The organism is Citrobacter sp. RHB35-C21 (assembly GCF_013816515.1).
Taxonomy (GTDB): Bacteria; Pseudomonadota; Gammaproteobacteria; order Enterobacterales; family Enterobacteriaceae; genus Citrobacter; species Citrobacter braakii.
This window is the reverse complement of sequence record NZ_CP057147.1, coordinates 3,161,243-3,176,185: the sequence shown is the minus strand read 5'-3', so window position 1 is coordinate 3,176,185 and position 14,943 is coordinate 3,161,243. Positions and strand designations below refer to the sequence as shown.

Genomic DNA, 14,943 nt, shown 5'->3' with positions numbered 1-14,943 from the left:
CGCTATAGCGGCCCGCTGTAATCATTGGTTGTTTATCTATCGGCACACGCTAAAAAATCTTTAACCTATTATAGGTTAATAAGAATATTCCCATCAGAATCGACGACACCGCTCACCACCTGGCCTGAAATCATCCGTACTCGGGCATTCTGGGCGACGGCGGCATTGTTCAGCGCTTTACCTTCGGCATTCACCCGAAAGCCATCTCCGTTGGCGATAACCAGGACGCGCTGACCGGCCTTGATTCGCCATGCCTGGCGCAACATGGAAAGCTGTATCGGCTGACCTGGCACCAGATCGCGCAGGCTTACGGCATCCTGCACCTGATTCATATCCAGCACGGCGCGCGGAGGGAGTTGGTCCAGTCGACCTCGTTTTAGCGTTACGCTGGCCGAAGTCAGGGCGCTACCCCGAGCGACGGGCGCGGCGGCAACAACGTAGTTTCCCGTGGCCTGCACGTTCACCTGCAGATAACGTTTCTCGTTGGCGCAGCGCGCCAGCACGTTCACATTACCCCACAATTTTGCACTCCCGGACACGCTTAATGCTGGTTGTTCGCAGCTCGGCAATAAGTTTGGCGACGTTCGGATAGTAACGACGACCTCATCGCTAAATCCGGCCAGTCGCTGTGAAAACCATGCCGTCAGCTGTGAATTCAGGTCTTGCGCCAGCGTCATAGGACTGAACAGCAGTGCTGCCACGACGACTCCACGTTTAAACGTTTGCATCAAAACCTCGCGCTTTTTCAGGTAGTGACAGGATTCTACCTGTGTGACGCAGTCATCAACGCAACAAATAGCGACGCATTTTGCGTTTATTCCGGCGATAACGCGCGCGTAATGGGATTTAAGCTGTCGGCTGAATTTTGTCATTTGCGGAGGAGATATGCTCGATAAGCTCGACGCCGCCTTACGTTTTCAACAGGAAGCGCTGAATTTGCGCGCCCAACGCCAGGAAGTATTGGCGGCCAACATAGCCAATGCCGACACGCCGGGGTATCAGGCGCGCGACCTGGATTTCGCCAGTGAATTAAAAAAAGTCATGGTGCGAGGACGGGAAGAAACCGGCGGTGTCTCGTTGACGCTGACCTCTGCACAACACATTCCGGCCCAGACCGTTTCCGCTCCTTCTACGGAACTGCTCTACCGCATTCCTGATCAGCCGTCTCTCGATGGCAACACGGTAGATATGGACCGGGAGCGTACGCAATTTGCAGACAACAGCCTCAAGTATCAAATGGGGCTGACCGCGTTGGGTGGACAAATCAAAGGCATGATGAACGTGCTGCAAGGAGGGAACTAATTCGTGGCGCTGTTAAATATTTTTGATATCGCAGGCTCTGCGCTGACGGCTCAGTCTAAGCGCCTGAACGTGGCGGCCAGCAACATGGCGAATGCGGATAGCGTCACCGGACCTGACGGTCAGCCCTATCGCGCGAAGCAGGTTGTTTTTCAGGTTGATGCCGCGCCAGGTGCGGCAACCGGTGGCGTAAAAGTCGCTGACGTCATTGAAAGCCAGGCGCCGGATAAGCTGGTTTATGAACCCGGTAATCCGCTGGCTGATGCGAACGGTTACGTAAAAATGCCGAATGTGGACGTCGTCGGCGAAATGGTCAACACCATGTCAGCTTCGCGTAGCTACCAGGCAAACGTTGAAGTGCTCAATACGGTGAAAAGCTTGATGCTCAAAACGCTGACGCTAGGCCAGTAAAAGGAGGCGCACATGTCTATTGCTGTAAAAATGAATGACCCGAGCACGACGGGTGTGAATGACGCAACGGGGAAGAGTTCGCTGACGGGCAGCAACGCCGCGGACCTGCAAAGCAGCTTCCTTACGCTGCTGGTTGCACAGCTGAAAAACCAGGATCCAACCAACCCGCTGCAAAACAACGAACTGACCACCCAGTTGGCGCAAATCAGTACCGTGAGCGGAATTGAGAAACTGAACACCACGCTGGGATCGATCTCCGGGCAGATCGACAACAGTCAGTCGCTGCAGGCCAGTACGCTGATTGGCCACGGTGTCATGATCCCAGGTACCACCATCCTGACCGGTAAAGGTACGGAAGAGGGCGCAAAAACCACCACTACGCCGTTTGGCGTTGAACTGCAGCAACCGGCAGATAAGGTTACCGCAACCATTACCGATAAAGACGGCAAGGTGGTACGCACCATTGATATTGGTGGGTTGAAAGCGGGCGTTCATACCTTTACCTGGGACGGCACCATGACCGATGGCACGGATGCGCCAAGCGGTTCTTACAACGTGTCAATTGCTGCCAGTAATGGCGGAACACAACTGGTGGCTCAGCCGCTTCAGTTTGCGCTGGTGCAGGGCGTTATTCGCAGTAACGGCGGTAATACGCTGGATCTGGGCACCTATGGAACCACCACCCTCGACGAAGTACGGCAGATCATTTAAGCCTTCACACTTATCAGGAGTAAGTCATGGCCTTTTCACAAGCGGTCAGCGGTCTGAACGCTGCAGCGACCAACCTCGATGTCATTGGTAACAACATCGCCAACTCCGCCACCTATGGTTTTAAATCCGGTACGGCCTCTTTTGCCGATATGTTCGCCGGTTCTAAAGTGGGTCTGGGCGTTAAAGTTGCGGGCATTACCCAGGACTTTACCGACGGTACCACGACCAACACCGGTCGCGGGCTGGATGTCGCTATCAGCCAGAACGGTTTTTTCCGCATGGTAGACAGCAACGGTTCCGTTTTCTACAGCCGTAACGGTCAGTTCAAGCTCGATGAAAACCGCAATATCGTCAACATGCAGGGGCTACAGCTGACGGGCTATCCGGCTACCGGTACACCGCCAACGATACAGCAAGGTGCTAACCCGGCGCCGATCACTATCCCGAATACGCTGATGGCGGCTAAAACCACCACGACTGCGTCAATGCAGATCAACCTGAACTCCACTGACAAGGTGCCAACGAAGACCCCGTTTAATCCAAGCGATGCGGATTCCTACAACAAAAAAGGCACCGTTACCGTTTTCGATAGCCAGGGTAACGCCCATGACATGAATATTTTTTATGTCAAAAATGCGCAGAGCAACACCTGGGAAGTTCACACACAGGATGCTTCAACCGGAGCCGCTGCAAAATCAGCAGGGTTTATGCGCTTTAATGAAAATGGTGTGTTCTTAGGGATTAGCGCCACAGCCGCCGAGGCGGTACCAACGCCTCCTACCGTCTGGCCAAAGGAAATCAACATCACAACCGGGCAGATTAACGGTGCTGATGCGGCAAATTTCTCTCTGAGCTTCCTCAATTCCATGCAGCAGAACACTGGCGCCAACAACATCGTTGCCACGAATCAGAATGGCTATAAGCCGGGCGACCTGGTGAGCTACCAGATTAACAATGACGGTACTGTGGTCGGTAACTACTCCAACGAACAGCAACAGGTTCTGGGGCAGATCGTGCTGGCAAACTTTGCCAACAACGAAGGTCTGGCTTCTCAGGGTGACAACGTCTGGGCAGCCACGCAGTCTTCCGGCGTGGCGCTGCTGGGTACCGCAGGCGAGGGTAACTTCGGCAAGCTGACCAACGGCGCGCTGGAAGCATCAAATGTGGATTTGAGTAAAGAACTGGTGAATATGATCGTCGCCCAGCGTAACTATCAGTCGAACGCGCAGACCATCAAAACCCAGGACCAGATCCTCAACACGCTGGTCAACCTGCGCTAAGCGCCTGACGGGATGGCTTAATGGATCACGCAATTTATACCGCCATGGGCGCGGCCAGTCAGACGCTGAATCAACAAGCGGTGACGGCCAGCAACCTGGCAAACGCCTCAACGCCGGGTTTTCGTGCGCAACTCAATGCGCTGCGCGCGGTTCCCGTTGAAGGATTGTCTTTACCGACGCGTACGCTGGTGGTGGCCTCCACGCCGGGGGCCGATATGACGCCGGGTCAGATGGACTATACCTCACGTCCGCTGGACGTGGCGCTGCAACAGGATGGCTGGTTGGCTGTGCAGACCGCGGACGGTAGCGAAGGATATACCCGAAATGGCGCCATTCAGGTAAGCCCTACGGGGGAACTGACCATTCAGGGACACCCGGTGATTGGCGAAGCCGGACCAATAGCCGTACCGGAAGGTTCAGAAGTCACCATTGCGGCAGACGGCACGATCTCGGCGCTCAACCCTGGCGATCCGGCTAACACCGTTGCGCCAGTTGGGCGACTGAAACTGGTGAAGGCCACGGGGAGTGAAGTGCAACGTGGCGATGACGGTATGTTCCGTCTGACCCAGGCCGCGCAGGCTACCCGTGGCGCTACGTTACAGGCCGACCCCAGCATTCGCGTTATGTCGGGCGTGCTGGAAGGTAGTAACGTTAAGCCGGTAGCCGCGATGAGTGACATGATCGCCAACGCCCGTCGTTTCGAAATGCAAATGAAGATTATCAGTAGCGTGGATGATAACGCGGGTCGCGCCAACCAACTGCTGTCGATGAGTTAATACAGGACATTTTATGATCAGTTCATTATGGATCGCCAAAACCGGCCTGGATGCGCAGCAAACCAACATGGATGTGATTGCCAACAACCTGGCAAACGTCAGCACCAACGGATTTAAGCGTCAACGTGCCGTGTTTGAAGATCTGTTGTACCAGACGATTCGCCAGCCTGGCGCACAGTCTTCTGAACAAACCACACTGCCGTCTGGTTTGCAGATTGGTACCGGTGTGCGCCCGGTCGCGACCGAGCGTTTACACAGCCAGGGGAACCTGTCGCAGACCAACAACAGTAAAGATGTGGCGATTAAAGGGCAGGGCTTTTTCCAGGTCATGCTGCCTGATGGCACGTCCGCCTACACCCGTGACGGTTCTTTCCAGGTGGATCAGAACGGCCAACTGGTGACTGCGGGTGGTTTTCAGGTTCAGCCGGCTATCACCATCCCGGCTAACTCGCTCAGTATCACCATTGGACGCGACGGTATCGTCAGCGTAACCCAGCAGGGCCAGGCAGCACCGGTTCAGGTTGGGCAGCTTAACCTGACTACTTTTATGAACGATACCGGTCTGGAAAGCATTGGTGAGAATCTGTACACCGAAACGCAGTCATCCGGTGCGCCGAATGAGAGCACTCCGGGGCTGAACGGCGCGGGTCTGCTGTACCAGGGTTATGTTGAAACCTCTAACGTCAACGTGGCGGAAGAGCTGGTAAACATGATCCAGGTTCAGCGCGCTTACGAAATCAACAGTAAAGCGGTATCGACCACCGATCAGATGCTGCAAAAACTGACGCAACTCTAAAGTGTGGCCCGGTGGGGTGAAAGCCTCACCGGCACACTGATTTTGAAGATGACCGCAATGCGAAAATACGCGCTTCACCCATACCCAATTTTAGCCCTGTTGGTGGTTTCACTGACAGGATGCGCCTGGATCCCGGCCACGCCCCTCGTGCAGGGCGCAACGTCTGCGCAGCCTGTTCCTGGCCCGACTCCGGTGGCGAATGGATCAATCTTCCAGTCGGCCCAACCGATTAACTACGGTTATCAGCCGCTATTCGAAGACCGCCGTCCGCGCAATATTGGCGATACGTTGACCATCGTATTGCAGGAAAACGTCAGCGCGAGCAAAAGTTCTTCGGCTAATGCCAGCCGTGACGGCAAGACCAACTTTGGTTTTGATACCGTACCGCGTTATTTGCAAGGACTGTTTGGCAACGAGCGTGCTGACGTAGAAGCTTCAGGCGGTAACTCCTTTAACGGTAAAGGCGGCGCGAACGCCAGAAATACCTTCAGCGGTACGCTGACCGTAACGGTCGACCAGGTACTGGTGAATGGCAACTTACATGTTGTGGGTGAAAAACAGATCGCCATTAATCAGGGCACTGAATTCATTCGCTTCTCCGGGGTCGTTAACCCGCGCACCATCAGTGGCAGCAACTCCGTACCGTCAACTCAGGTTGCGGACGCACGTATTGAGTATGTCGGCAACGGCTACATCAATGAAGCGCAGAATATGGGCTGGTTGCAGCGTTTCTTCCTTAACTTGTCGCCGATGTAAGCGAGGTAGCCAGTGTTTAAATCTTTAGTTGGAATGGTACTGGTGCTGATAACCACCTTTGCGCATGCCGACCGTATTCGTGACCTGACCAGCGTTCAGGGCGTGCGGGAAAACTCGTTGATTGGTTATGGGCTGGTGGTCGGTTTGGATGGCACGGGTGACCAGACTACCCAGACGCCGTTTACTACGCAAACGCTCAACAACATGCTTTCGCAGTTGGGAATTACCGTGCCAACCGGCACCAATATGCAACTGAAAAACGTGGCGGCGGTGATGGTGACCGCGCAATTCCCGGCCTTTGGTCGTCAGGGGCAAACCATTGACGTGGTGGTCTCTTCCATGGGGAACGCCAAAAGCCTACGCGGCGGTACGCTGCTGATGACCCCGCTGAAAGGGGTCGATAGCCAGGTATACGCGCTGGCACAGGGGAATATTCTGGTAGGCGGTGCAGGCGCGGCTGCGGGTGGCAGCAGCGTGCAGGTAAACCAGCTCAATGGCGGACGTATTACCAACGGCGCGACCATCGAACGTGAATTACCCAGCCAGTTCGGCGGCGGTAACACCATTAATCTGCAGCTCAATAATGAAGATTTCACAATGGCGCAGCAGATAACCGACACCATTAACCGTTCGCGCGGCTTTGGTAGCGCCACTGCGCTGGACGGCCGGACGATTCAGGTACGCGTGCCAAGCGGCAACAGCTCGCAGGTGCGTTTCCTGGCTGACATCCAGAATATGGAGGTGAATGTCACGCCGCAGGATGCGAAAGTGATTATCAACTCGCGCACTGGATCCGTCGTTATGAACCGTGAAGTCACGCTGGATAGCTGTGCCGTCGCGCAAGGCAACTTGTCGATTACGGTAAACCGCCAGGCGAACGTCAGCCAGCCGGATACACCGTTTGGCGGTGGACAGACCGTGGTGACACCTCAAACCCAGATCGATCTGCGCCAGAGCGGCGGTTCGCTGCAAAGCGTGCGTTCCAGCGCCAACCTGAACAATGTTGTGCGTGCGCTTAATGCGCTAGGGGCAACGCCGATGGATCTGATGTCCATTCTGCAATCGATGCAGAGCGCGGGATGCTTACGCGCCAAACTGGAAATCATCTAATGATTGGTGACAGCAAACTGCTGACCAGTGCCGCCTGGGATGCGCAATCACTGAACGAACTGAAAGCGAAAGCGGGTCAGGACCCGGCGGCGAATATCCGCCCGGTTGCCCGTCAGGTTGAAGGGATGTTCGTACAAATGATGCTGAAAAGCATGCGTGAAGCGCTGCCGAAAGATGGCGTTTTTAGCAGTGATTCGACACGTTTGTATACCAGCATGTATGACCAACAAATTGCGCAGCAGATGACCGCAGGTAAAGGTCTGGGACTGGCTGAAATGATGGTTAAGCAGATGACTGAAGGGCAGGCGCAACCCGCAGAAGATGCGCCGCAGGTGCCAATGAAGTTCTCTCTGGAAACGGTGACCAGCTATCAAAACCAGGCGCTGACGCAACTGGTCCGTAAAGCCATTCCCCGCGCGACGGAAAGCAATGATGAGCCGCTGTCAGGTGACAGCAAAGACTTCCTCGCCCAGCTATCGCTGCCGGCTAAGCTGGCAAGTCAGCAAAGCGGGGTTCCGCATCATCTGATTCTGGCGCAGGCGGCGCTGGAGTCTGGATGGGGGCAGCGACAAATCCGCCGTGAGAACGGTGAACCGAGCTTTAACATTTTTGGCGTGAAGGCTTCGGGAAGCTGGAAAGGCCCAACCACCGAAATCACCACCACCGAATATGAAAACGGCGAGGCGAAAAAGGTGAAAGCCCGATTCCGCGTCTATAGCTCTTACCTTGAGGCACTGTCGGATTATGTCGGTCTGATATCGCGTAACCCGCGCTATGCGGCGGTAACCGCCGCTGCTACCGCCGAGCAGGGGGCACAGGCTTTGCAGAATGCCGGTTACGCGACTGACCCTAACTATGCGCGTAAATTAACCAGCATGATCCAGCAGTTGAAATCGATGAGCGAAAAAGTGAGCAAAACCTACAGTACGAATATCGATAATCTCTTTTAAATAGCTCAAGTCTACCAACCTGCTGCCGATAATAACGAGTATTGAAGGATTACAAGGAACCTCCATGTCCAGCTTGATTAATAACGCGATGAGTGGACTCGCCGCAGCGCAGGCCGCGTTGAATTCTGCCAGTAATAACATCTCCAGCTATAACGTTGCCGGATACACCCGTCAAACGACAATTATGGCGCAAGCGAACAGCACGCTGGGTGCGGGGGGCTGGGTTGGCAATGGCGTCTATGTTTCTGGCGTACAGCGCGAGTATGACTCCTTTATCACGAATCAGTTACGTGCCGCGCAGAACCAAAGCAGCGGCCTGACAACGCGCTATGAACAAATGTCGAAAATCGACAATCTGCTCTCCAGCAAAACCAGTTCCATTTCGACCTCAATGCAGGACTTTTTTACCAGCCTGCAAACCCTTGTCAGTAACGCGGAAGACCCGGCGGCGCGCCAGGCGCTGATCGGTAAAGCTGATGGTTTAGTCAACCAGTTCAGAACAACCGACCAGTATCTGCGCGATCAAGACAAGCAGGTTAATACTGCGATCAAGGCTAGCGTTGACCAGATCAACAACTATTCAAAACAGATTGCCAGCCTCAACGATCAGATTTCCCGTCTGACCGGCGTCGGCGCGGGCGCATCGCCTAACGATTTACTCGACCAGCGCGACCAACTGGTCAGTGAACTGAACCAGATTGTCGGTGTTGAAGTCAGCGTTCAGGACGGCGGGACTTACAACATAACCATGGCGAACGGCTATTCACTGGTGCAGGGCAGCAATGCACGCCAGCTGGCGGCTGTGCCCTCCAGTGACGATCCCAATCGTATCACAGTGGCCTACGTCGACGGGGTTGCTGGCGAGGTTGAAATTCCCGAAAAACTGTTGAATACCGGTTCACTGGGCGGGCTGTTGACCTTCCGTTCTCAAGAGCTTGATCAGACGCGTAACACACTGGGCCAACTGGCGTTGGCGTTTGCCGATGCGTTTAACACCCAGCATAAAGAGGGTTTTGACGCGAACGGCGATCAGGGTAAGGATTTCTTTGCTTTCGGTAGCCCGGCAGTATTCAACAACGCTAAAAATACAGGAACAGGATCGTTAAGCGCGAAGATTACCGACAGCTCTGCTGTACAGGCGACCGATTATAAAATCGTTTATGACGGGACGGACTGGCAGGTTACTCGCCTGGCGGATAATACCAGCTTCAAAGCTACCGTTACCGGTGGGAAGATGTCCTTTGACGGGATGGAAATCACCGTAAATGCTGGCGCAAAAGCAAATGACAGCTTCACAGTGAAACCTGTCAGTAACGCCGTTGTTGATATGAAAGTCATGGTGACCGATGAGTCGAAAATCGCCATGGCCCAGGTCTCAAAAAATGATCCGGACCCGGATATTGATAAGGGAAAAAGCGATAACCGTAACGGTCAGAAACTGCTGGATCTGCAGACCAAAGCTACCGTGGGTAATAAGACCTTCAACGATGCTTATGCCACGCTGGTAAGCGATGTCGGGAACAAAACCGCGACGCTGAAAACCAGCGCCATTACCCAGAACAACGTGGTAACGCAGCTTTATAAGCAGCAGCAGTCTATTTCCGGCGTCAACCTCGACGAAGAATACGGTAACTTACAGCGCTATCAACAGTATTACCTGGCTAACGCGCAAGTGCTGCAAACCGCAAATGCGCTGTTTGATGCACTGATTAATATTCGCTAAGGGAGAGGGAAACAATGCGTATCAGCACCCAGATGATGTACCAGCAGAATATGCGTGGCATCACTAACTCTCAGGCTGAATGGATGAAGTTCGGCGAGCAGATGTCAACGGGCAAACGTGTGATTAACCCATCTGACGACCCGATCGCCGCCTCGCAGGCCGTGGTGCTTTCTCAAGCACAGGCGCAGAACAGCCAATATACGCTGGCGCGTTCATTTGCGACGCAAAAAGTGTCGCTGGAAGAGAACGTACTGAGTCAGGTAACGACGGCAATTCAGACCGCGCAGGAAAAAATTGTCTATGCCGCGAACGGCACGTTAAGCGATGACGACCGTGCATCGCTGGCCACCGACCTGCAGGGGATCCGCGATCAACTGATGAACCTGGCGAACAGCACCGACGGTAATGGGCGCTATATTTTTGGCGGATATAAAACAGAATCTGCACCATTTGCTCAGGCAGATGGCGCTTACAGCGGCGGTACAACAAATGTGACCCAGCAGGTCGATGCCTCCCGTACTATGGTTATTGGTCATACTGGCGATAAAGTATTTGTTAATCTGACCAGTAATGCCGTACCGGAACCAGGCGGCGGTACTCAGGAAAAGAACCTGTTCAAAATGCTGGATACCGCTATTGATGCGCTCAAAACCCCGATTGAGGGCAATGACGCGGCAAAAGCTACCGCCGCTGCAGCCATTGATAAAACCAGTCGTGGCCTGAAAAATTCACTGAATAACGTGCTTTCTGTTCGTGCAGAGTTAGGGACTCAGCTCAGCGAGTTAAGTTCACTGGATTCACTGGGCGCCGATCGCGCATTGGGCCAGACTCAGCAGATGAGCAATCTGGTGGATGTTGACTGGAACGCAGCGATTTCGTCCTACGTGATGCAGCAGGCCGCACTGCAGGCATCGTACAAAACATTTACCGATATGCAGGGAATGTCGCTATTTCAGCTGAACCGGTAACACACTTTTGAACATATCTTGAAACTGGATATGTTTGTCTGCCCGCTCCTTTAACACCCCGGAGCGGGCATTTTTTTAGGCCACTGTTATTTTCTCAGCGACAGATTCCCCGTTAATCTTATTTCCCACGCAATCGCACCGCTAAAGATTGCCAGCGTAACCACGCCTTCTCAGTTTGCCAGTGCGTAGAGCAGAGATAAAAAAAAGCCGACCCGAAGGTCGGCTTTGATGTTGATTATGACTTACTCAATGGGCTGCGGGCGCGTTGCTGGCGCAGTCGCCTGGTGCGTGGCGCTGTGTCCACCTGCGGCACCTTTACCTTCAAAGGCGAATTCCGGGCGTTGCCAGTCACTATGACGCGGCGCTTCAGGCACATACTCTGGTGCCGGAGCACGGGTCATCGGGGCGGCCGCGTGGCTGTGAAGATGTTCTGCGTCAATGCGGGTTGCGACAACTTCAGCCTTAGCGACTGTGTCTTCGACGACAGGTGCGGCAACAACCTCTTGCGGCGCGGCAACTTCTTCAGCCACTGGCGCTGTTTCCACAACCTCGGCAATCTCTTCAGCCACTTCAGGCTGAGAAATAACAACCTCCGCAGATTCTTCGACAACCGGCGCAGCCACAATTTCAGCGACAGGTTCGGCTTTCGCCGCGGTATCCTCAGCAACAGGCGCGTCAGATTCAGCGATAATTTGCGGTTGTTCCTCGACCGGAGTAGCGATGACTTCCGGATGCGTGGTTTCAACGACGGTAGCCTGAGGTTCAGCAATGACCACCTCTGGCTGTACGGTTTCAACCGACGCAGGGGCGTTCACAATATGCTCAACGGCAGCTGCAGCAACCTGAGGCTCTACGGCGACAGGTGCAGTTTGCCCCTGAACCGTTTCCTGCTCGCGCTGCTCTGCAACCTGCTGATCCTGAGGACGAGCAACAGGGTAGCGGATCCAGACTTTACCGGACGCTAATTCTGGAGATGCGCAGGCAACCGTTAACGGCATCGGCGACTGAACCGGGTAACGCTCGTCACGATAGCGACGACGGCGTTGTCCACTGACGCGCAGATGGCGAGGTGAGCGACGGGAACGACGCGGCATACCATTAGAGTCACGCGCTTCGCTGTTGTCTTCCTGCTCAGTCGCAACGACGGCAGGCAGATCAACTTTCGCCAGTTCAGTACGCTGTGCCGGTACGGGCTGTTCAGTTGGCTGAGCGACAGCCGTTTCAGCGACCACCTCGACAGTAGCGACTTCGGCTTCAACAGCCGGGCTGTCTGTGTAACGAACTTTCTGAGTCAGCTGACGCTGTTTACGGCGAGTCTGAGGCTGACGAACGCGCTCTTCCTGCTCGGTATCCTGCGCAGGTTGTTCTGCAAGGTTCAGCTCTTTAACTTCCTGCTGCGCCTGACGCTTATCATCGTTGCGACGGCGGTTGCGCTCGCGACGCGGAGCCTGCTGGTCATCACCGGATTTCGCTTTGTCGGCGACCTCAGTAGACTGCTGGCGGTTATCGCGCGTTTCCGCATTTTGCTGCTGCGACTGACGGCGGTTACGGCGGTTATCTTCACGGTTTTCGCCGCTTTCTGAACGCTCGTTACGGTTATCACGCTCGCCACGGTTGTCGCGATTATCACGACGATCGTTACGGTCGCGACGATTGTTCTGACGCGGTTTACGACGATCCTGCTGGCGGTCGGTTTTCTCTTCAGCTTTCGGCGCAGGTTGTTCAACCGGTTTCACTTCTTCGCTACCGCTGAAGATGGACTTCAGTGCGCTGAAGAAACGGCTAATCAAACCTGGCTGTGCGGCGACGGCCGCGGTCGCTGCTGCGGCTTTAGGCGCGGCGGCCTTCGCAGTAGGTTCCTGCAAAGCAGGGGCTGGCGGCACCTCTGGCATTGCAAAGGTGGCTAATGCCGGCTGCTCTGGCTGTTTACGCTCGACGAACTCTTCTTCCGTCGGCAATGCCATCGCTTCTTCATGCAGTTTCGGCAGCAGGTAGCTCAGGGTTGGTGTTTCTTCCCCTTTGCGTACGCGCAGCACGGAGTAATGCGGGGTTTCCATCTGATCGTTTGGCACAATCACACAGCGCACGCCATTCTGACGCGTCTCGATGGCATTTACCGCGGTACGTTTTTCGTTGAGCAGGTAGGATGCGATCGGCACAGGAACAATAGCGTGAACTTCCTGCGTATTTTCTTTCAGCGCTTCTTCTTCGATCAGACGCAGAATAGACAGCGACAGTGATTCGTTATCACGTACGGTACCCGTGCCGGAGCAGCGTGGGCATACGTGATGGCTGGATTCACCCAGCGACGGGCTCAGACGCTGGCGGGACATCTCCAGCAGGCCGAAGCGAGAAATATGGCTGATTTGAATACGCGCTCTGTCCTGACGCACGGCTTCACGCAGACGGTTTTCAACCGCACGCTGGTGACGAACCGGCGTCATATCAATGAAGTCGATTACAATCAGGCCGCCGAGGTCGCGCAGACGCAGCTGACGAGCAATTTCATCGGCTGCTTCAAGGTTGGTGTTGAACGCAGTTTCTTCGATGTCGCCGCCGCGGGTCGCGCGTGCGGAGTTGATATCGATAGCGGTCAGCGCTTCTGTGCTGTCGATAACGATTGAGCCGCCGGACGGCAGACGCACTTCGCGCTGGAACGCGGACTCAATTTGAGATTCGATTTGATAGTGGCTGAACAGCGGGATTTCACCGGTGTACAGTTTGATTTTGCTGCTGAAATCCGGACGACCCAGCGCGGCGATGTGCTGACGCGCCATCTCCATAACTTTCGGGTTGTCGATGAGGATTTCGCCGATGTCCTGACGTAAATAGTCACGGAATGCGCGAACGATAACGTTGCTTTCCTGATGGATCAGGAACGGAGCAGGGCGGCTGTCAGCGGCTTTTTGAATCGCTTCCCAGTGCTTCAGGCGGAAACTCAGATCCCACTGCAACGCTTCGGCAGATTTGCCGACACCTGCGGTACGCACGATAAGCCCCATGCCGTCAGGCAGTTCCAGGCTTGCCAGCGCTTCTTTTAATTCGGTACGGTCGTCGCCTTCAATGCGACGGGAGATACCGCCCGCGCGCGGGTTGTTCGGCATCAGAACCAGATAACTACCTGCCAGGCTGATAAAGGTGGTCAGCGCAGCGCCTTTATTGCCGCGTTCTTCTTTATCGATCTGAACAATGACTTCCTGACCTTCGCGCAACACGTCTTTAATGTTGGGACGACCATGGGAGTTGTAGCTAGCGGGGAAGTATTCGCGGGCAATTTCTTTTAACGGGAGGAAACCGTGACGTTCAGCGCCGTAATCAACAAAAGCAGCTTCCAGACTCGGTTCAATACGGGTAATTTTGCCTTTATAGATGTTGGCTTTTTTCTGTTCGTGTCCAGGACTTTCGATATCCAGATCGTACAGACGCTGCCCATCTACAAGGGCGACACGCAACTCTTCCTGCTGAGTCGCGTTAATTAACATTCTTTTCATCGTAACTTACTCATTATTCTTACATTGACGACTAAGCTGCGGGCAGAGTAATGCCTTTCCGGGTGTGAACCGATGGCCTCGTGTCTATTCGCGTCGCCAACCTCACGGTTATCGTCAGCTCAAAGAGGCGCAGAGTGTCGGTTGCCTGTATTTCATACGGAAACACAGCGCAATTATCAGGGGAACAGTCTGGGTGTTACTCTCCAGAGAAGCTTCCATCGTGCTTATCGTCTTTCACGCTGTGGGTGCGTTGGCTTCATCTTCTTACCCCAACCACTTACAGGAGTAAGCACCTGGGGTTCCCAGACTTGCCGCCTTCCTACAACGCGAAATCTATAGAGCACTTACCGGTAAGGACTGCAACCCGCAGCCCGCTAACTGCCTGAAAGATCAATACGTCTTACGCCATTGCTGCGTTGATGATCGGTCGGGCAAAATTGGGTCATTCCGGAAAAGTTCTTGTTTTAACAAGATTCAACACGGAAACAACCTCATTATTCCACTGCTAACCTTGTTATAGCAAGATGACTTTTGCCATTTATCACCCGGTTACTCACAGTTTTTTCACTTCCGCGTAGTGATTGCTTTAATAACCACCAAATCGGCGATGTCAAACTTAAGTAATAAGGTATAGCAGTTAATATAAGCATAGAAAAATGTGTGGCGCGAATC

At 54.2% G+C, this 14,943-nt stretch carries 13 protein-coding genes; 11 read left to right on the top strand and 2 right to left on the bottom strand.

Annotated elements, in window-relative coordinates; genetic code table 11:
- Positions 1–68: 68 nt before the first annotated feature.
- Positions 69–728, bottom strand: coding sequence for a flagellar basal body P-ring formation chaperone FlgA (flgA, locus tag HVZ39_RS15465; protein ID WP_016156187.1), 660 nt, complete (start codon positions 726–728; stop codon positions 69–71).
- A 157-nt stretch (positions 729–885) separates the two neighbouring features.
- Here flgA and flgB point away from each other — a divergent pair, with 157 nt between their 5' ends.
- The 11 genes from flgB (at position 886) to flgL (ending at position 10,780) form a co-directional block, all read left to right on the top strand.
- On the top strand, positions 886–1,302 hold the full coding sequence (gene flgB / locus HVZ39_RS15460; protein WP_016152626.1) for a flagellar basal body rod protein FlgB: 417 nt from the start codon (positions 886–888) through the stop codon (positions 1,300–1,302).
- Between the two features lie 3 nt (positions 1,303–1,305).
- Positions 1,306–1,710, top strand: coding sequence for a flagellar basal body rod protein FlgC (gene flgC / locus HVZ39_RS15455; protein WP_006685091.1), 405 nt, complete (start codon positions 1,306–1,308; stop codon positions 1,708–1,710).
- Between the two features lie 12 nt (positions 1,711–1,722).
- A complete protein-coding gene (flgD, locus tag HVZ39_RS15450; RefSeq protein WP_016152627.1) occupies positions 1,723–2,421 on the top strand; it encodes a flagellar hook assembly protein FlgD in 699 nt (232 codons plus the stop codon).
- Between the two features lie 26 nt (positions 2,422–2,447).
- On the top strand, positions 2,448–3,701 hold the full coding sequence (gene flgE, locus HVZ39_RS15445) for a flagellar hook protein FlgE (protein ID WP_016152628.1): 1,254 nt from the start codon (positions 2,448–2,450) through the stop codon (positions 3,699–3,701).
- A 20-nt stretch (positions 3,702–3,721) separates the two neighbouring features.
- Positions 3,722–4,477, top strand: coding sequence for a flagellar basal body rod protein FlgF (locus HVZ39_RS15440; protein ID WP_016156188.1), 756 nt, complete (start codon positions 3,722–3,724; stop codon positions 4,475–4,477).
- 13 nt (positions 4,478–4,490) lie between these two features.
- Positions 4,491–5,273: a flagellar basal-body rod protein FlgG gene (gene flgG / locus HVZ39_RS15435; protein ID WP_003036202.1), complete on the top strand. Its 783-nt coding sequence runs from the start codon at positions 4,491–4,493 to the stop codon at positions 5,271–5,273.
- Positions 5,274–5,330: 57 nt separating this feature from the next.
- Complete coding sequence (locus tag HVZ39_RS15430; RefSeq protein WP_046274759.1) at positions 5,331–6,029, top strand: flagellar basal body L-ring protein FlgH; 699 nt, start codon at positions 5,331–5,333, stop codon at positions 6,027–6,029.
- Positions 6,030–6,062: 33 nt separating this feature from the next.
- Positions 6,063–7,139, top strand: coding sequence for a flagellar basal body P-ring protein FlgI (locus tag HVZ39_RS15425; RefSeq protein WP_181633703.1), 1,077 nt, complete (start codon positions 6,063–6,065; stop codon positions 7,137–7,139).
- Entirely contained in the window at positions 7,139–8,089 is a 951-nt protein-coding gene (gene flgJ / locus HVZ39_RS15420; RefSeq protein WP_181632647.1) for a flagellar assembly peptidoglycan hydrolase FlgJ, read from the top strand. The genes HVZ39_RS15425 and flgJ overlap by 1 nt, the downstream gene beginning before the upstream one ends.
- Positions 8,090–8,153: 64 nt before the next feature.
- On the top strand, positions 8,154–9,812 hold the full coding sequence (gene flgK, locus HVZ39_RS15415) for a flagellar hook-associated protein FlgK (RefSeq protein ID WP_181632646.1): 1,659 nt from the start codon (positions 8,154–8,156) through the stop codon (positions 9,810–9,812).
- A gap of 14 nt (positions 9,813–9,826) precedes the next feature.
- Complete coding sequence (gene flgL / locus HVZ39_RS15410) at positions 9,827–10,780, top strand: flagellar hook-associated protein FlgL (protein WP_094761485.1); 954 nt, start codon at positions 9,827–9,829, stop codon at positions 10,778–10,780.
- 242 nt (positions 10,781–11,022) lie between these two features.
- Here the strand turns inward: flgL and rne are convergent, their stop codons facing one another.
- Positions 11,023–14,271, bottom strand: a complete 3,249-nt coding sequence (rne, locus tag HVZ39_RS15405; protein ID WP_181632645.1) for a ribonuclease E — start codon at positions 14,269–14,271, stop codon at positions 11,023–11,025.
- Between the last annotated feature and the right edge of the window lie 672 nt (positions 14,272–14,943).